Source organism: Nostoc sp. CmiVER01, from assembly GCF_034531135.2.
Taxonomy (GTDB): Bacteria; Cyanobacteriota; Cyanobacteriia; order Cyanobacteriales; family Nostocaceae; genus Nostoc.
The window spans coordinates 41,775-61,503 of sequence record NZ_JAVRBU020000002.1; the positions used below are offsets into that span (position 1 = coordinate 41,775).

Sequence of the window (19,729 nt, forward strand, 5' to 3'; positions counted from 1 at the left end):
TTTTTTTGTGTTAGATATTTTTAATATTCATAAGAGTACCTTATTTAAGATAAGGTCTTTTTGCTATTTGTACTTATAGTAGTATTTCTGCTTACTTAAAACCAAATATCAGCATTACGATGTGCTACACATAACTTATATAGGACTAATGTTTGATTTCTGAAAAAGCTCGGTACAGATCGAAAAGCCTAATTCCCTACTCCCTACTCCCTACTCCCCGCCCACATAGATAATTTCAAAAATCAAATACGATTCCTATATATGAACAATTATTCTGAATGCTGCTAGTTTAGTTAGTAGTTTAGGTGAGATGTACTTAGTGTACTTACAATCAAGGGTTCAATTCCCTAAAACCAATATATTTAATCAGTAGATTTTGTCATCCCTATTCCTGAGTGAACTCGATTAGTTATGCTCCTAGATTTAGAAAGATTTTATCAGGCTTGCAATCCGAGCAGACCTCTAATTATAGGAAATGCCAGCGATCGCAGGTACTATATCGATTTTGCTGCGGTGCGGGGTGGCAAAATTATCGAAGCTTTACAGCGCACGATCGCTAGAATATCGCCAGATGTTCCAACCTGTCAACTATTTACAGGACATCTCGGTTGTGGAAAATCAACAGAGTTGTTGCGGCTCAAAGCTGAGTTAGAAGTGCAGCAATTTCATGTTGTTTACTTTGAGTCTACCCATGTCTTAGAAATGGCAGATGTGGATGTGACTGATATTTTGTTGGCGATCGCCGGTCAAGTGAGTCAAAGCCTAGAAGCAATGAAAATTAGGCTCAAACCTACCTACTTTACCAAATTGTTTGGTGAAGTTGTGGATTTTTTGCAAACACCAATTGACCTTGGCGTAGAAGCAGAATTATCTGTAGGGATTGCCAAAATTACCGCTAAAACGAAAGAAAGTCCCCAATTGCGGCGGCGCTTAAGAGATTATTTAGAACCGCGAACAGCAAATATTTTACAGTCAATTAATCAAGAATTGTTAGAACGTGCCAACAAAGAACTGAAAAGCAGGGGTAAAAAAGGACTGGTAGTTATTGTTGATAACTTGGATAGAGTCGCAATTCGACCTTTACCATCGGGGCGATCGCTACCAGAATACTTATTTATTGAACGGGGTGAACAGTTACGCAAATTAAATTGTCATGTAGTCTACACTATTCCCTTAGCCCTGACTTTCTCCAACGATAGCGCCGAACTTCAGCATCGTTTAGGGGGAGGAGTCGCACCAAAGATGTTACCGATGATACCTGTACGTTTGCGCTCTGGGGAGATTTTCACCCAAGGGCTAGGAATGATGCAGCAAATGGTGCTAGCTAGAGCTTTTCCAGACATTTTACCTAGCGATCGGTTACGCTTAATTACAGAGGTGTTTGATAGTCGGGAAACCTTAGATCGATTGTGCCTGATTAGTGGTGGTCATGTACGCGACTTGCTAGGGTTACTGTTTGACTGTCTGCGAGAACAAGATCCACCCTTTGAGCGGGAATGTGTTGAATTGGTAATTCAAAGACAACGGGATTACCGAGCCAACGCCATCGATCCTCATGAGTGGGAATTAATCTTTCAGGTGGTGCAACAGCAGAGAGTTAGAGGTGATATACAATACCATGCTCTCTTGCGAAGTTTATTTGTATTTGAATACCGTGATCATCAGGGAGCTTGGTTTGCCGTCAACCCAGTTTTAGCAGAGACGGAAAAATTTAAATCATGGTTGAACGACACCCACAAGCAGATATAAGAGCAGCAAACGAGCGTGCTTTACGAAGTTTGGGGAGAGCAATTACCCTTTCTAGCGGTCAATTCTCTCTGGTTTTGGTGTGCTGCAATTATCGGGTTTTGCAAGAGCGAATGCTGCAACGACTCGAAGAACTCTCTTCAGGAGTACACCGAATTCAAAAGGTAGTTCTGTCGCATAATGCTAGAAGCCTTTACACAAGTATTCATTTACAACTGCTAAACCAAGATAATCCGCCCTCGGCGTTGATGATTTTGGGTTTAGAGTCAGTAGATGGACTTGACGATCTACTTAGCTCTATTAATCATATTCGTGATGAATTTCGTAAACGCCACCCATTCCCGATGATTGTGTGGATGAATGAGGAAGTATTGCAAAAGGTAGTGCGTTTAGCGCCAGATTTTGCAAGTTGGGCGGCGACACCGATTCGGTTTGAGATGACAACTGAATCATTGCTGGAATTTTTGCAACAGGAAACTGACTCTTTATTTGCGACGGTGTTATCAAGCGATGCTACACAACACCAACCTCCTCAAATTGCAAAGCATTATTCCACTGTGGAGCAAGTCTGGGAACATAGCTATGAACTCCACTTTGCCATTAGAGAGTTGCACAATCGTGGTATTACCTTAGAGCCAGAATTACACGCGAGTTTAGAATTTGTTTTTGGTCTAGATGATTATATTAGCGATCGCATTAATCCAGCTTTAAACCATTTTCAGCAAAGCTTGCAAGTTTGGCAGCAGTTGGCGAAGAAAGGGGATGAGGGAGTAGGGGGAGTAGGGGGAGCAGGGGAGGCAGGGGAGGCAGGGGAGGCAGGGGGAGTTTTTTCTTCGCCTACGCCTCCTAATCGGCCATCTCCATTGCTTCTGCGACAAGGAATCTTGTTGTTTTATATTGGGCTATGTTATTGCCGTCTAGCAGAGCAAAATCAAACAGAAAACCGCCGTCATTGGTACACTGCTAAATCTTATTTTCAGCAGTGCTTGACTATCTTACAGGTGGCTGGTCGTCCAGACATAGTTGCTGGATTTATTAGTCAACTCGCGGAAGTTTTGCAATATCTGCAAGAGTGGCAAGAATTGCAGACGGTTGCCCAAAAGTCTCTGGAGTTGCATCAAACTTATGGTAGTCAAATCCAATTAGCTTGTGACTACGGTTTTCTCGCGCAAGTGGCTGTGCAGCAATCGCGGTGGGTACAGGCGAGTATATTAGCACACGTATCACTGCTGAAATTAGGTGAGGCGCAAAAACATAATGACCCTTATAACTGCTTATTTCCGTTACTGTTGGGGCAAATTTACTATTTAGTTTTAGCGAAAGCACAGCGAAATATAGGTGAGTTAGAAGTAGCCCGTGAATACTTAGACAAAGCGACAAAAGAACTACCAGGAGCCTTAGAAAGCAGCGCCCATCAATACGATGCCCATCGTTATATTCGCTTATTGCGGACACTGCGATCGCTCTACTTTGAAGAAGGGCGATATTTGGAAGCCTATTATATTCGCCAGAAACGGCGTTCTGTTGAGCAGCAGTACGGTTTTCGGGCTTTCATCGGTGCTGGACGTTTGCAACCCCAAAGACAGGCGACAAACCCAGCATTGATGTCACCTTCTGGGAGTAGCAGCGTTGCTTTAGAAATTGCAGCTTCTGGGCGAGAGCGTGATATTAATAACTTAATTGGGAGAATTAGCCGTGCTGATCGAAAATTGACGGTGATTCACGGTCAATCAGGGGTAGGTAAGAGTTCCATTGTAACTGCGGGCTTAGTTCCAGCACTGCAAAATCGAGCTATTGGCGATCAAATAGCTGTACCTGTAGTACTGCAAGTTTACACCGATTGGGCACGGGAATTAGGAAAATCTTTAAGTGAGGCGATGTCTAATGACGCATCCCTAGCCATCTATGCTGACATCATCCCAGAAGCAGAAGCCGCTATGGAAGCGGAAACTTTGCCCTACTCTGACACACCCATCACCATCTTAGAAATTTTACAACAACTAAAAGAAAATGCTGATAACCATCTAATCACAGTTTTAATTTTTGACCAGTTTGAAGAATTTTTCTTTGGTTATAGCGATCGCAATCAAAAGCAAGAATTTGATAAATTTATTAGCGACTGCCTGAATATACCCTTTGTTAAAGTTATCCTTTCTTTGCGAGAAGATTATTTACATCGTTTATTAGACTTTAAACATGTTTCAGCACTGGAAGCGATTAATAATAATATTCTTGACAAACATATTCGCTACCAATTAAATAATTTTTCGCCAGAATATGCTAAAGCAATTATCCGAAAATTAACAGAGCGATCGCAGTTGAATTTAGAGCCTGCTTTAATTGATGCCTTAATCGAAGATTTATCAACAGGATTTGGAGAAGTCCGCCCCATTGAATTGCAAGTTGTAGGAGCGCAAATTCAAGATGAGCGAATTACTACACTAGAAGAATATCAGCCATATAGACCGAACAAACTCATCGAGCGATATCTTAAGGAACTGATTAAAGACTGCGGGCCAGAAAATGAACGAGCCGCGTTACTCGTCTTATACTTATTAACAGATGAAAGTAACAACCGACCTTTTAAAACTCGTGCTGAGTTAGCCACGCAGCTAGCAGAATTAGAAGATGCTAGTAAATTAGAGTTAGTATTAGAGATTTTAGTTAGCTCCGGTTTAGTGGTACTATTCCCTGATGTACCAGAACGCTATCAACTGATTCACGATTATTTAGTAGACTTGATTCGCTACCTGCAACAACAAGAATCGAGCTTACAGGTACAACTTAACCAGCTGCGCTACAAAGTAGAACAGAGTCAAGCTGAGATTGAGCGACTTAAGAGTGAACTTAGCCAAAATGAGCAGCGATCGCAATTAGTAGATCCTTATCCTCAACAGGGTTTGGATTTATTAACAGAATTGCGGGAGTTACACAAGCGCGAAGAATTGAGTCAGTTAGAAATTGAGCAATTACGAGCTGAACTAAAAGAAAAAGAATTAACAGCTAAACTCGCAGAAAGTCAAAAGAAACAAAGGTTAAGTGAAGCTCAATTAAATCGTTCATTAAAAATTGCGCTGACTGCTTCTGTTCTCGCCATATTGGGATTAAGTGTTTCCATCGTCACAGCAGTAGATAGCGAAATTAAAACCCTCAGTGCATCTAGTGAAGCCTTATTTGCATCCCAAAAAGGTATTGATGCTTTAAAAGAAAGCTTAAAAGCAGGGAGAAAATTACAACAGACAGTTTGGGTAGATTCCAATACTAGAGAACAAGTACAGACGGCACTATATCAAGCAGTTTCTGGGTTAAGAGAATATAACCGTTTCGACGGGCATCTATCTGGGATAAATAGTGTTACATTTAGCCTTGATCGCACCTTAATTGCCTCAGCCAGTGCGGATACTACAATCAAACTTTGGCATCCCGATGGTAGCTTGGTCAAAACGTTATCGGGACATGAAGATGTAGTCAATAGCGTCAGTTTCAGCCCAGATAGCCAAATCGTTGCTTCCGCCAGTCAAGATAAGACGGTGAAACTTTGGAGTCGAGAGGGTGAACTGCTTGCTACTTTAGTAGGGCATCAAGGTGTGGTAAATAGTGCCAGTTTTAGCCCAGATGGTCAGATTATTGCTTCAGCGAGTAGCGACAAGACAGTGAAACTGTGGAGTCGGGATGGTAAATTGCTCAAAACTTTGCAGGGACATAATGGTGCAGTTTTAAGCGTCGCTTGGTCAACCGATGGACAAACCATTGCTTCCGGGAGTGCTGACAAGACGGTGAAATTGTGGAATCGGGATGGTAAGCTGCTAAAAACCTTTCAGGGACATGATGATGCAGTCTTGAGTGTAGCTTGGTCGCCCGATGCCCAAACTATTGCTTCTGCTAGTTTAGACCAGACAATCAAACTGTGGAATTTAGACGGTAAGTTACTGCGAACCTTATCAGGGCATAGTGCTGGAGTTACCAGCGTCAGTTTTAGCCGTGATGGGAAAGCGGTAAGCATTCGCAAAGCATCTCGTAGAGAAGCCATGCCCTACGGGCTTATCGCTTCTGCAAGTACCGATGAGACAATTAAACTCTGGAGTTCTGAAGGTATGTTGCTGGGAACCCTGAAAGGACATAATAATTGGGTAAATAGCGTCAGTTTCAGCCCAGACGGTCGCACCTTGGCTTCTGCAAGTCGTGACAAAACTATTAAACTCTGGCATTTGGACGATGTGTTACAGCGAAAGCCCAAAGCCGATAACAATGACTGGGTAACTAGCATCAGTTTTAGCCCAGACGATCGCACCTTAGCAGCAGCAAGTCGAGACAAAACTATTAAACTTTTCAGTCGAGACGGTAAACTACTACATACATTAACTGGGCATGAAGGTCAAGTTTGGGGCGTTAGTTTCAGCCACGATGGTCAAGTAATTGCTTCAGCTAGTAAAGATAAAACAGTAAAGCTTTGGAATCGTGACGGTAAACTGCTTAACACTTTACATGGTCATGATGATACCGTCTTGAGTGTTGCTTGGTCGCCTAATAGTCAAGTAATTGCTTCAGCTAGTAAAGATAAAACAGTAAAGCTTTGGAATCGTGACGGTAAACTGCTTAACACCTTGCAGGGACATCAAGATGCAGTGAATTGGGTAAGCTTTAGCCCTGATGGCAAGTTGCTAGCCTCAGCCAGCGATGACAAAACCGTGAAAATCTGGAATTTAGATGGTAAATTGCTATACAGCTTAACTGGTCATAGTCGCCGGGTAAATGGGGTTGCTTGGTCGCCAGATGGAAAAGCGATCGCTTCGGCTAGTATTGATAACACGGTGAAGATTTGGAGCCGCGACGGTCATCTGCTAAATAATCTTACAGGCGATGGCGATAGTTTCATCAGTGTGAGTTTTAGCCCCGATAGTAAAACTTTAGCCGCTAGCAGTGATGACAAAGTGAGAATTTGGAGCCGAGAAGGGACGTTGCTGATTGCTTTAAAGGGTGATAAGCAAGAGTTAACCAGCGTCAGTTTCAGTAATGACGGCAAGACTCTGGCTGCGGGTAGTGGCAATGGTACAGTAATTTTCCAGAATTTGGCAGATATCGAACTAGAAAAATTGCTGGCACGGGGTTGCAATTTGCTACATGATTATTTGCAGACTAATCAGAAGGTAATGAAGAGCGATCGCGACTTATGTCCTAGTAGGTGACGCAGAATAATTATGAAAGGCAATGTCGAGCAATAATCACAGGGAAAACCAAAATAACAATACACTTAAGACTAAAGGTTATCACTTAGAACACAACTTTGGACATTGTAAAAACATACCAGCATAGCCGAAATATTTAAAAGTAACAATTCGAGCTAACTATTATTAGCAGAAATGCTTGAGGCTGAATATTGGGATATGTATCAGAGTAGTATTCAAGGAATAGCAGGAGCAAAGCATAAGTATCAAATTGTAATCTATCCTGTTTAAAATTAATGTCCTTATTAGCTATCAGTTATAAAAAATACTTCTTAATTAATTATTTATTACTTATTATACTTTGGCTTACTTCTATTTATAATTCTATTTGCCTTCTCCTGTGCTTCTTGAATAGTACTCATTCGCTCAATTTTGACCTTTGATCCTGGAACATAATTTTTACCAAGTTGTAAATGTTTTTGAAGAGTTATATAAACTTCTCCTTTTTTTGCCACTCCTGTATAATTATTCTTTCCTCCTTGAGTTAAAACTTTATAAACTATCGGTTTATCATTAGATAATTGACTAATTCCCTCAAAAGTAAAATTTACGGTTTGAGTTATTTGTTTTGATTTTTTAGCATTATTCAATGATTGATTACGTCGAATAATAATCTTTTTGCCATATTTCTGTTGATTAATATTTTTTAATTTTATAATAGGCTTTTGATTCTCCTTAGTAATAATTGAGGTATTTATATTTGTATTATTAAGCTTTTGAATAACAATCTTCGCAAAGTCTTCAGGCAAAATATTTCGTAAATCAATATAACTAATTGTTGGAATAAGACCTGGAATTTCTGTATTATCAAAACGCGCAGGAAGAATATACTCTTCTTTTTTTTGGAATGCACGAGCCTGAACACTTTCTCTTTCATGATTAGTCCAAGTCTTTTTTAAATAATGTTTAGAAATAAACATTACACAAAAGTGTGCTTCATTGCGATAAATTTCATCTAAATGAACATACAAGTTCTTGCCCCAAAGATTAGCCTGTTCAAATTCGTCATAAAAAACTTTGATACCAGCAGCTTGGAGAGTAACTGCAACTGCTCGAACATATTCTCGATTTTCACTTGCAAAAGATAATACAATATCGTATTTTTTAGCCATATTAGTGATTCACAATACCACAGAGGGAAGAAACATATTTTTTACTGTCGTATAAAAAATACGCTATCACACTAAAATTATACTGAATTAAAAGAGAGAGTATCAGCATTAGAGGTTGAGAAAAAAGGCAAGTAAAAAGTATTAACTTATCTACAGCCAGGACTCATAGCCAAATCTGTACATCTTGGTAGCATTGAGTAAAGTACCCGTCAGCAAGGGAGCGAGGGCGATGTACGCAAGCGTCACACAACCACTGACTTTTGAAGAGTTTCTTGCCTGGGACGATGGTTCAGGCAGAGAGTTTGAGCTATTGGATGGGATTCCCGTGCCATTATCAGAACCAAATGCAAATCATGAGGATTTGATCGAGCGACTGTGTGCCTACTTAGAAAATCACTGCCAAGAAAATGACCTGCCTTACGTGTCACGCCAGTCCAAGCAGGTTCGGCTCAAAACAGCACCACCAGAAAAGGAAAAAAGCCGGAAAGCAGATATTGTCATATTTGCAAGAGTTGAATGGCAGAGGATGAAAACTAGCTCTAGTTCTGCTGCTGCATATATTCCACCACCCGGAATCATTGAAGTCGTTAGCAATAACTGGAAGGACGACTATCTGACAAAACTTGCTGAATATGTTCGCGTAGCGTCTCGAAGAGAGGATTTAGGCGTTTTCGAGTACATCATCGTGGACTATGCTGCTTTTGGTGGCATTCGGTTTATTGGCTCTCCCAAGCAGCCAACCATTACAATCTACCAACTTGAAGATGGAGAGTATTTACCCCCAAAGGTTTTTCGAGGGCAGGATCGAATTGATTCTAGATTATTTCCGAACATTCTCTTAACGGCTGAACAGATTTTTGCAATGAGTCGGTGATTAGCATCGCTAAACTACCTACCGCCAAGCATTTGGTCGGAGCGGTGCTAAGATCAATAAACCGATTCACTCGCGCCAAAGTTCAATGACTATTGCCAACTTGTCCGAACTAGGCATTACTCACCTTCCCGACCATACTGAGTTACCTGAGTCGGATGGAACTTTTGTGAAAAATTTTCAAGAACATCCGCAAAGTATACTTCTAACTGACTCAGTTCAAGGTACATTACAGCAAATTCACTCAGATAATCAGTATTGTATTGGTCAAGATTGTGGTATTTACTGGCGTTTAACCGAACCACCTGAACGCGGTGCTGAAGCACCCGATTGGTTTTACGTCCCGAATGTTGCACCTATGTTAAATGGTCAGTTTCGACGTTCGTATGTGTTGTGGCAAGAATATGTCGCTCCCTTAATTGTACTGGAATTCGCTTCTGGGAATAGTTCAGAAGAAAGAGATAATACTCCAATGACTGGTAAATTCTGGGTATACGAGCAAGCAATCCGCGTACCTTTTTATGGCATTTACGAATTTAGCAAAGCTGCGATTGAGGTTTATCACTTAGTTGATGGTAGGTATCAGCAACTCACAGCTAACGAACGTGGACACTATGAGATTTCCTTGATGGGTGTCGAATTGGGTATTTGGCAAGGACAGTATGGAAATACTACAGCGCCTTGGTTGCGTTGGTGGGATACACAAGGAAATTTATTACTAACTGGTGAGGAAAAATCGCAGTTATTAACATCTCAATTAGAACAAGAACAGCAAAAAGCCCAGCGTTTAGCAGAACGCTTGAGACAGCTTGGAATAAACCCTGATGAAGTTTAATACAGGAGAATTCAGAATTTAGAAGTTAGTAATTTTGAAGTCAAACACGCTTTATTAATGGGACTTAGACAAAAAGTAGCCTGAAAAAACTCTCAAACGTATATACAAAAAGACTTTGACATCGTTTTACCTAGTTTCCTGATATATCTGGGTTTCAAGCATTTTTGAGCCTTTGGTGTATTTTCCTTGCCCTGTATAGGTTTGAGCCTTGTTTCTGTCTCAAAAATGTTTAAGTTCCGTTAATGGCTTTGAGACGAATCGTTGTGTACTTGACTTTCTTTGAAAGCTGCTGTAGTGATTAAAGATGGATTCAACAATCACAGAATGCGATGTCTGGACGGGCTACGCCTACGCACTTATTACATCTGAGTATTTTTTAATGCAGTTTACCCCCTATTAGTCAAGGTCATAGGGATTTCTTTGCTTACGGGACTGGTGCGATTCGAACGCACGACCTGACGCTTAGGAGGCGTCCGCTCTATCCAACTGAGCTACAACCCCAAATATGAAGCATATATAATTATAGCAGTACTTTTACCGAGACTGCCAACAATCATCCCAAGGACCGCCGCCTACTTCTAAACCACAAAGAAAACTTTCTGCTTTCAAGATTATTTTAGATTTTCTCCCACTTACTTCTCGTAACTCTAAATTTAACTTTCCTTGCATGGTGTCTTTGCAACAGTATCTTAAACCATCCTCTGTAGGCGCACGCAGAGGTGTACCAGGAAAATCTGTGGTTCCTGTCAATTCAATTTCATAATTAGAGTTGGTAGCTTTCATTTGCCATCTACCCCAAGGCTGAATTTCCCAATCTACTTGAGAATTCCAGGGAACAAATTCATAAAACTTGCCTTGATAGTGCAACCCAATCATCGCTACAGATTCCATCCACCACAGCACACCCCGCCTTCCACCGCCAGCAGTTAATGCTAAATCGGGTTCGCCTTCAAAGCAGTTACAATTTAGCCAAAACCATTTTTGCGGGAAAGCACCACCCCAATTTTTCTCGCCGTAGGCTGGGGCGTTGGTGAATTCGTAGATTTTACCATTCCAGTCAATCTTCCCAGTGGCTAAACCGTGAGCCATCAAAATTTGCCATCCAGGTTCAAAAATCTGCAAAAATGACACCCAGCCTGCGGTTGATTGCTGAATGCTATTTCGATTACCCCAACCGTACACAGGTTGAATTTCATACTGCCAACGGCAATAATTATTGGTTGCACGATCGCAGATAATCCCCTGATTCAAGGTAGCTGTAGCTTGATAACCCTCTTGAACATGATGCTCAAACTCTGCTGGGAGCAAATATAAAGGAGAAATTTGCAAGTCTGTTTTACCCCAATGACCTAAACCCAGGACATCTCGACTACCCCAAAATTTATTCACATCAGGAAAAGTACGCCATAAATACTCGTCATCCGGGCCGAGGATTTGGGCTGCACCGCCACTGTGGGGTTTACCGCCAATGGGATCTTCGATGGAGTACATAAAGGCGAATGTTTGCCCAATTTCCGGTAAAGTGATGCGATAATACCAGCCTTCAAAAAAGCGGCGACTACTACCATCCCAGTGATAACCAGAATGGGGCGTTTGAGTTGATTGGAGAAGATTTAGGGGAATAGTTAACATATATCTATATAGTTATAGTTGCCGATTTTTTCAGTATGCGCGATGACCTCGATCTCAATCATGCTTATGAAATTCTTGGGTTGGAACCGGGTGCATCACAAGCACAACTAAAGCGAGCTTACCGTCAACTGGTGAAAATTTGGCATCCTGATCGCTTTCTTGAGCAAAAGCAAAAACAGGAAGCTGAGGAAAAAATCAAATCAATCAACTCAGCTTACAACAAGCTCAAATCAGAAAGTCCATCTGAGCCTCCTATTCCTGAAAATCCATCTTCATCTTCGCCTAAAAATCCCACCAAAATATCTGTGAATCGTTGGGATGCTGAAACTTTTTATAGTTTAGGAGTAGAGAATGCTACACAAGGAAGGTATGAGGATGCGATCGCAGATTTTACCCATGCAATTCGTCTCAATCCTCAATATGTTGAGGCGTATAAATATCGTGGGCTAGTTTGCTCACAACTGGGATACGAATATAGAGCCGCTTCCGATTTAAATAAAGCTGCACAAATAGAAGAAGAGTTAACAAATCCGGGTGCTGCACGGAGAGTGCGATCGCCTAGATATGTATCCAAACCTAGACCTCTGCTAGAAAGATTTTGTCAGAGGATTAAAAACATATTGCGGCTAAATCGGCGTTGGAGATAAGAAGCGAATATAGTTTAAGACGTTTCAGACGGCGACACCATATCTTGAGTTAGATAATACTTATATTAGGGAATACTAAGTAGAGTTGGATTTGCTGCTGATTTTCTAGTATGAGCGATCGCATCGATATAAATCATGTTTACAATATCTTGGGGTTAAAACCAGGTGCATCTGTTGATGAGGTCAAGCAAGCTTACCGCCAGATGGCTAAGACTTGGCATCCAGATTCTTTTCTTGAACCGCAGCAAAAGCAAGAAGCAGAAGAAAAAATCAAAGAAATCAATCAAGCTTATGCAAGGTTAAAGTCTTATCAGCCAGATCAGATAAATCAATCTGCTTCCACATCTATCAAAATTGATTTTACTCCATCTAATGCTGAAAGTTTCTATAAACTGGGCATGGAGAACGCTCAAAAGGGAAAATATAGTGAAGCAATTGAAGACTTTAGTCAAGCAATTCGTCTCAACCCCAACTACTTTGAAGCCTACAAATACCGAGGGCTTGCTTGCTCGAAACTAGGATACGAAAATAGAGCCAAGTCAGATTTCAAAAATGCCAGAGAACTGGAACTGAAACAGAAAAAAGCAGCACCCAAACCAACATCGCCGCCGCCAACGCCATCAACGCCGCCACCACCCAAATCCCAGTCTCAACCTTCACCCTGGAAATGTGTACACACCCTGACTCATCTGAACTGGGTTTTTACAACTGCAATCAGTCCAGATGGGCAAACTTTAGCTAGTGGAAGTAGTGATAATACTATCAAGATTTGGCATCTCGATACAGGGAAACTACTACATACTCTCACTAGTCATACAAAATGGGTAAGATGCCTAACGTTTAGCCCAGATAGCCAAACTTTGGTTAGTGGCAGTGATGACAGCAGCATAATGATTTGGCAAGTGTCTACAGGTAAATTACTCAAGACACTCAAAGTACATTCAACCCCAGTTTTTTCTGTAATCATTAGTCCAGATGGTCAAACTATCCTGAGTGGCGGTACAGACACTACTATCAAGGTTTCTCATATAGAGATGGGACAATTACTGCAAGTCCTCAAAGGTCATTCTGGCTTGGTTTACTCCCTTGCTATTTGCCCAAAGCAGCAGATTTTTATCAGTGGCAGTGCGGATAATACCATTAAGCTATGGAATTTGAAAAGTAACAAACTGCTGCAAACTCTCAACGAGCATTCAGGCTGGGTGACTTGTGTCGCCATTAGCCCTGATGGACAAATTTTAGCTAGTAGCAGTTATGACCAGACTATCAAGTTATGGAATATCAATACAGGTAAGCTAATTAACACACTTGCTGGACATCGCAGCTATGTTAGTGCGATCGCTTTTAGTCCCAATCGTCAGCATCTTGTTAGTGGTAGTGCAGATCGTACTGTAAAGGTATGGAATGTTAACACGGGACAAGAACTTTACACTTTGGATAACCATTCAGATTGGGTTAATTCCGTCGCTTTCAGTCCCGATGGTAAAACTTTAGTTAGTGGTAGTCGAGACATGACAATCAAGCTTTGGCGATGCGATGTCTAACGACAAACCGAACGACGTTTCAGACAGCGATACATACCTACAGTAGATCGAAAACTTTTGGAAGTTAAGGAAAAAATAAGGGTTTCAGCCGTCGGTTTTGGGACTGGCAATCATGGCCAGTTGCGATCACTCTAAAGTCCACCCAGAACAAAAGTTCTTGAAACGCTCCTTAGAAGCTGATTTCGACTCTTTGTATTCCTAAGTGGAAATGAAGGACTGGTAAGGCTTTTGGAAAACTTTTCGATCTACTGACCTAGAGTTAGAGAATCTTGTACTAGCGTCGAAAGTGGTGAAGAAGTATGCATACTAACTGGGCATTCTGATCGTGTTTGTTCTGTCGCTTCTAGCCCCAATGGCAAAATTATAGCTAGTAGCAGTAAAGACAAAACGCTCAAGCTATGGCAAGTAGATACAGGCAATGAACTCTGTACTTTTTCAGGAGCTGAAGATGCGGTTTATTCCGTTGCCTTTAGCCCCGACGGTAAGACGCTGGCTAGTGGCAGTGGGGATAAAACTATTACCCTGTTCCCCATCGGTAAGGCTGTCAGTTTTTTATAAATCACCTATAAGCATAATCTATTCAAGTTGATTAAAAATTGAGAAAACTGAAGCAAATTACTAGATTTTTTATCAATGCATCACCTAACTGTTTAATAACATCTATCTTTAGGAGAATCTTTCTTTCGATTAAATATTAACTCTCTGGAGATAGAGCCACTTGTCTAATCTCAGGGGTTATTCTGATAAGTACCAACAGTTGAGTAACAAATAAAACTCAATATTTAATCAGCAACATAAATTTTTAAGCTCATTAAAACCTCTTGTTCTTACAAAACTTTAGTTTGTCAAAATCATATTGAGGAGTGAAATCAACAGCTATGTCTATTGAACGCGAAAGCAAAAACAGTGAAATCAAGCAAGAATCTTACACAGATATTAATGGTAATACTCACACTGACTTGACACGAACCACTGAAACAGTCAAGAACAGCGCAGCTAATCCTAGCTCTTACACTAACGGTTACGTACATGGTCGAAATGTTGAGCGTAGCTACCAGCAAGCAGATTTAGCCCAGCGTGATGAAAACAATGCTAGTGGTGGTTTGCTGTTGGGTATTATCGTTACTTCCGTACTTGGTTTGATTGTAGGTGGAGTTTGGTACTTCAACCAGCAGAATAACGCAGCCGTTGACAATATTGTGCCGGTCGCGGTTCCTGTACCAAGTAGTAGTCCAACTCCTAGTGCTTCTCCACAAACAAAAACAACGATAATTGAAAGAACCAAGGAAGTACCTGTTCCTGTTACTATTCCTGTTCCACAACAGCAGGTTACACCTCCCTCTGCACCTCGCCAACCGGATATTAACATTACTATTCCACCCCAGCAGCCTGCGGCAGAAAAAGCGCCTTCTGTAGTCCAGCCAACGCCTAAAGCTACACAAAGTTCAACTACTAATACTGTTGCGCCAGGTACGAAAAGTGATGCCTCTAAAACCACTCCACCTCAAGGAGTAGACCAGTCAAACAGTACATCTAATAGCGGTTCTTCTACCGCAGATGATACTACTACAGGCGGTTCTGCTCAATAACAACTTCTAAACTTTCAGCCCACTTGATAATGCTGGCATTAACACCAACATCTAACAAGTGGGAATATTTTTAAGAAAGATTTCTGAATTGTTGCGAAAAGTAAATGGTACTCAAGTTTAGTAAAGGTGTCTTGTAGCTAAACAAACACGATGTTAGATTAAGAGCAAGGTACAAAAAGGTTAAGAGTTAAACAAAAACTTTCCACTTAGAGCCTGTACCTCCTGCTCTAATGTTCTTGCGTAGGCATAGCCCGTCGTAGACATCGCTCTTTTAGTTGTGGCATCCATTGAATGTGTTTTCGCCTTAAGTTCAATGAGTTGTTTTGGAGGTATTAAAACGCACAGCCAGAAAATGCCTGCCTAGTTGGAATGTAAGGATGTGCAATTCTGAGTAGAGCGATCGCGAATGTTGTCCACCTTAGTTTGAGTTAGTTATTTCTGAATTCTCCAATCTTCAAGAAACCGCCCCAAGCTGCTGAGACTTATCCACCGTAGCTTCAGGCGGTTTCTGCTTTGAGTGTTATGCATTTTTGTCCTTTGTCATTTGTCCTTTGTTATTTAAACTAATGACCAATGACTAATGACTAATGACTAGTGACTAACTAACGTAATTACAGTCACTTCTGGAGGACAAAATAAACGTCCTGGTTTATAAGTTCCTAAACCACGATTGACATATAGTTGATTTTCTTCGACCTTGTGAAACCCTTGCGCCCACTCCCAATATCGCACGACTTTAGAACAGTCTCCCAAGAAAAATGTTACCCAACGCCGTAATTTTTTGGGAATTTTTTTGAGTAGTTTTTTATAATAAAATACTACAGGGCCAATGCCCGGAATTACGATATGACCACCGTGGGTATGACCAGATAGTTGCAAATCTACCCGCCATTGTTGCAATATCTTTGCTGTATCTGGGTTATGAGATAAAACAATGCGCGGTGTAACCGAGTCTAATTGATTCATGACTGGTGCAGGGTAAAATTCCTGTGACCAATAATCAGCTAGTCCAACAAGGGGTAATTCTTTTCCTAGTGGATAGGCGATTTCATTCCAAAGCACATGCACCCCAATGCTAGTTAACGCCTGTGTAACTTCTGCTTTTGAGTGGCTGTAATAGATATCGTGATTACCAAGTACGGCGTAAATACCACAACGACTTTGCAAATGTTTGAGTCGATGCACCAATTGGTGAATCGGCGTCGGATCATCAGTTACGTAATCACCAGTTAATAGAATTAAATCTGGTTCAGCTTCATTAGTAAGTGCGATCGCTTTTTCTAACATGTCTTCCGACAGGCGCAAACCATCGTAGTGAAAATCTGACAACTGCACTAGCGTTGTACCTTGTAAAGATGCTGGAAGTTTCGCAATCTTAACCGTGATTTTATCTACTCTTAAATGTCCCGTAAACAACCAATGCATAAGGCAACCGATACTCCTCATACCAGCGCTTACAGCTTACCAAAATAAAAATGTAACTTGATAAACTGCAATAATTTATGTCATCTATTCCAGATACAATTAACTAATTGATTGAAATTCTGAAACTAAACTACAGGTACTCATTAGCCAGAATACCTGCCGTGATTCTATTCTTGAATTTTTAAATTTGGATTACTTATTCACCCTGTAGGGTGATTATAGTAACTTCTGGGCGGCAAAATAAGCGTCCTGGGAGGTAAGTCCCCAAACCACGATTGACATATAGCTGATTTTTTCCCAGACGGTGCAAACCCTGTGCCCATTCCCAATGGCTGACTACAGAAATATTTTCTGACAAAAATGGAAATCGACGCTGCACTTTTTTGGGTATTTTTTCTGCAAGCTTGTCGTAAAAAAACATCGCAGGGCCAATTCCGGGAATCACGATTTGACCACCGTGAGTATGACCAGATAATTGTAAGTCAACTCGCCATTCTTGCAGTATCTCGGCAGTATCTGGGTTGTGGGATAAAACGATGCGGGGTGTGTCGGGGTTTAGTTGATTCATGACTGGTACAGGATTAAATTCCTGTGACCAATAATCAGCTAGTCCAACAAGAGGTAATTCTTTTCCTAGTGGATAGGCAATTTCGTTCCAAAGAACGTGGATTCCGATGCTAGTAAGGGCATCGGTAACTTCTGTTTTGGCGTTTTGGTAATGTATATCGTGATTGCCAAGAATAGCACAAATACCACTGCGACTTTGCAGATGTTTGAGTCGAAGTATCAGTTGGTGAATCGGCGCGGGATCGTCAGTTACGTAGTCACCAGTTAATAAAATTAAATCTGGTTTAGCTTCGTTAGTAAATGCGATCGCTTTTTCTAGCATCTCTTCTGACAGCCGCAAACCATCGTAGTGAAAATCTGACAACTGCACCAGCCTCTTACCTTGTAATGATGCAGGCAACCCTGTAATGTTAACCGTCAATTTCTCTATACTCAACGGCCCAGATAACAACCAATGCATAAGACGTTCACTAAAGCTCAATCATAGCGATAACAGCTTAACGAAACATCCTCGATTTGTGTGTAGAGATCCGTACAACTTATTGAAAATTTCATCAAAACTAATCAAAAGCCTGAAAGCTAGACATAGCATACCTATTCAGCCTAAATACACTTTTTTACATAAATTTTTGGTTCAGCCCCAAAAAGAAACCCCCTCTGCTTTCGTTGTAGTAAAGTCATTACAAGGCAGAGGGGTTTCATTTTTTATTTTTATATAGTGTATAGGCAGATTTTAAAGATAATGCTGGCAAAAACCAGTTTCTCTGATGTTGTCTTTTTTTAACCTGCCTACCCAGTTCAGCCTATTTCCAATCAGGAATCTCGGCATCTTCTCCACCAATCCCGATTCCAGTGTTAAATATTTCGGCATCAGTAAGGTTGAGATCATTCATTGATGCTTTATACACATTAGAATCGTGAATCGTAGCGCGTGTAAAATTTACTCCGTTAAGATTGGTTTGCTTTAAATTCACATTGCTTACATAAGCAGATGTTAGATTAGCACCTGCCAAGTTTGCACCAGTTAAGTCAGCACCTTCGAGGTTAGCGCCTACAAGGTTGGCTCCTTGAAGCTTTGAGCCTCTCAAGTCAGCACCAATTAAATGAGCGCCACTGAGGTTAGCTCCCGAGAGATTACAGTTAATGCATTCCCCAGTTGAAAGCAGCTTTTGTAAGTCCTGCGGGTTCTCGGCTCTAACCAAGCTAGCAAAAAATAGGGGAGTTGCTAAGGCCATGGCCGCTAATAGCTGGAGTTTCATAATTTTCCCCCTTAAATAATCAAGTTGCGTCCGTTCTGTCCCTCACAACTCTATTATCTCATTAAACTTCTTAAGGTCAATCTATCTCTTGACAACTTAGTTGTGATATGAAACAGAGATAACGATAATCTAAAAAATGCCGTTAATTCTGATTTTTGGCGATTTTTACTTAATAATCCCTAAAAAACTACCAATGTTAAATCACTGTTAAATCTTTTCAAGAGCTTGCACTACTCATCATAATTTGGCTAGTTTGATAAGTATTTATACTTTTTAGTAAATACTGTTAGTTTTAGTCCTCAGAAATTCTCGGATATACTGATTAACCAATTCAGGCTGTTCTTGCTGCACCCAATGACCACAATTGGGTATGTACTTAATTTGAAAATCCCTGACATAGGCTGCGGTATCGTAGCTTAGTTCCTTGCCAAGTGCAGTGTCATTTTCTCCCCAAATCATCAGTGTTGGCACTTCCAGAACACCCCAACTTGGATTTAGCATTCTCTGTTGAAAAATATTGCGGTAGTAGTTCAACATTGCTGTGAGGGCGCCGCGTTTTGCAGCAGCATTTTTATAAGCGTCAATATCCGCTTGGGTGAAAGCATTCTTATTAACTGCTGTATTTTTAAAAGTTGTTTCAATTACTTGGTAGTCTGAAGATTGTAAAAGTAATTCTGGTATCCACGGTAGTTGAAAGAGAAATATGTAGTTGCTACGTAGCAACTGTTGAGGAGTACGTAATCCTTGAGCAAATTTGGCAGGATGAGGTAGGTTAAGAATAATTAATTGTTCTAACATTTCGGGGTAAGTGTATGCAAAATTCCAAGCGATCGCACCTCCCCAATCATGACCAACTAATACACATTTTTGGTATCCTAATCCTTTAATTAGTCCCTCAACATCTTTGATAAACTCATCCATTACATAAGCTGATTGCTCATTTGGTTTATCACTATCGTTGTAGCCACGCAAATCAAGGGCGACCACTTTAAAATCTTGGGCAAATTCTGGTATTTGATGCCGCCAAGAGTACCAAAACTCCGGAAATCCATGCAACATCAACATTAAGGGGCCTTCCCCTTGGGTAACGTAGTGTAGTTTTACCCCATTAGTAGTTATATATTCGTGTTTCCAAGAACTTTCTATTAAAGACATAATTAATTCAAATTCAGCATTAAAAAATACTAAATAGTAATACTGTACTTAGCAACTGTAATATTATTTGGAGTAACCTCACATCTATTAAAAGACAGTATTATGATAGTGATTTTTTGCAA

14 protein-coding genes and 1 tRNA gene are annotated in these 19,729 nt (G+C 40.7%); 8 read left to right on the forward strand and 7 right to left on the reverse strand.

Features of this window, described 5'->3' with window-relative positions; translation table 11 throughout:
* Positions 1-411: 411 nt before the first annotated feature.
* Positions 412-1,749, forward strand: coding sequence for a P-loop NTPase fold protein (locus RMZ43_RS02805; RefSeq protein ID WP_322654728.1), 1,338 nt, complete (start codon positions 412-414; stop codon positions 1,747-1,749).
* Positions 1,719-6,932, forward strand: a complete 5,214-nt coding sequence (locus RMZ43_RS02810) for an eIF2A-related protein (RefSeq protein ID WP_322654727.1) — start codon at positions 1,719-1,721, stop codon at positions 6,930-6,932. Before RMZ43_RS02805 ends, RMZ43_RS02810 begins: the two co-directional genes overlap by 31 nt.
* A gap of 326 nt (positions 6,933-7,258) precedes the next feature.
* Here the strand turns inward: RMZ43_RS02810 and RMZ43_RS02815 are convergent, their stop codons facing one another.
* Positions 7,259-8,083, reverse strand: coding sequence for a toll/interleukin-1 receptor domain-containing protein (locus RMZ43_RS02815; protein WP_322654726.1), 825 nt, complete (start codon positions 8,081-8,083; stop codon positions 7,259-7,261).
* 229 nt (positions 8,084-8,312) lie between these two features.
* Here RMZ43_RS02815 and RMZ43_RS02820 point away from each other — a divergent pair, with 229 nt between their 5' ends.
* Entirely contained in the window at positions 8,313-8,957 is a 645-nt protein-coding gene (locus RMZ43_RS02820; protein ID WP_322654725.1) for a Uma2 family endonuclease, read from the forward strand.
* 85 nt (positions 8,958-9,042) lie between these two features.
* Positions 9,043-9,789 carry a Uma2 family endonuclease gene (locus RMZ43_RS02825; protein WP_322654724.1) on the forward strand — a complete coding sequence of 249 codons (747 nt, stop codon included), beginning with the start codon at positions 9,043-9,045 and terminating at the stop codon, positions 9,787-9,789.
* Between the two features lie 427 nt (positions 9,790-10,216).
* Here the strand turns inward: RMZ43_RS02825 and RMZ43_RS02830 are convergent.
* Positions 10,217-10,290, reverse strand: a tRNA-Arg gene (locus RMZ43_RS02830).
* Positions 10,291-10,323: 33 nt separating this feature from the next.
* Entirely contained in the window at positions 10,324-11,421 is a 1,098-nt protein-coding gene (locus tag RMZ43_RS02835) for a tocopherol cyclase family protein (protein ID WP_322654723.1), read from the reverse strand.
* A gap of 35 nt (positions 11,422-11,456) precedes the next feature.
* Here RMZ43_RS02835 and RMZ43_RS02840 point away from each other — a divergent pair, with 35 nt between their 5' ends.
* From RMZ43_RS02840 to RMZ43_RS02855, 4 genes are all read left to right on the forward strand, one after another.
* Positions 11,457-12,068 (forward strand): J domain-containing protein, encoded by a 612-nt coding sequence (locus RMZ43_RS02840; protein ID WP_322654722.1) that lies wholly within the window; start codon positions 11,457-11,459, stop codon positions 12,066-12,068.
* 110 nt (positions 12,069-12,178) lie between these two features.
* The gene (locus RMZ43_RS02845) at positions 12,179-13,612 is read left to right on the forward strand and encodes a DnaJ domain-containing protein (protein WP_322654721.1); all 1,434 of its coding nucleotides are present in this window, start codon (positions 12,179-12,181) and stop codon (positions 13,610-13,612) included.
* 303 nt (positions 13,613-13,915) lie between these two features.
* Positions 13,916-14,170, forward strand: a complete 255-nt coding sequence (locus RMZ43_RS02850) for a WD40 repeat domain-containing protein (RefSeq protein WP_322654745.1) — start codon at positions 13,916-13,918, stop codon at positions 14,168-14,170.
* A gap of 320 nt (positions 14,171-14,490) precedes the next feature.
* Complete coding sequence (locus tag RMZ43_RS02855) at positions 14,491-15,201, forward strand: hypothetical protein (RefSeq protein WP_322654720.1); 711 nt, start codon at positions 14,491-14,493, stop codon at positions 15,199-15,201.
* Positions 15,202-15,792: 591 nt separating this feature from the next.
* Here the strand turns inward: RMZ43_RS02855 and RMZ43_RS02860 are convergent.
* The 4 genes from RMZ43_RS02860 to RMZ43_RS02875 form a co-directional block, all read right to left on the reverse strand.
* Positions 15,793-16,626 carry a metallophosphoesterase gene (locus tag RMZ43_RS02860; protein WP_322646872.1) on the reverse strand — a complete coding sequence of 278 codons (834 nt, stop codon included), beginning with the start codon at positions 16,624-16,626 and terminating at the stop codon, positions 15,793-15,795.
* Between the two features lie 196 nt (positions 16,627-16,822).
* A complete protein-coding gene (locus RMZ43_RS02865) occupies positions 16,823-17,653 on the reverse strand; it encodes a metallophosphoesterase (protein ID WP_322654719.1) in 831 nt (276 codons plus the stop codon).
* A 343-nt stretch (positions 17,654-17,996) separates the two neighbouring features.
* Positions 17,997-18,452, reverse strand: coding sequence for a pentapeptide repeat-containing protein (locus tag RMZ43_RS02870; protein WP_322654718.1), 456 nt, complete (start codon positions 18,450-18,452; stop codon positions 17,997-17,999).
* A 273-nt stretch (positions 18,453-18,725) separates the two neighbouring features.
* Positions 18,726-19,607, reverse strand: a complete 882-nt coding sequence (locus RMZ43_RS02875) for an alpha/beta fold hydrolase (RefSeq protein ID WP_322654717.1) — start codon at positions 19,605-19,607, stop codon at positions 18,726-18,728.
* Positions 19,608-19,729 lie beyond the last annotated feature (122 nt).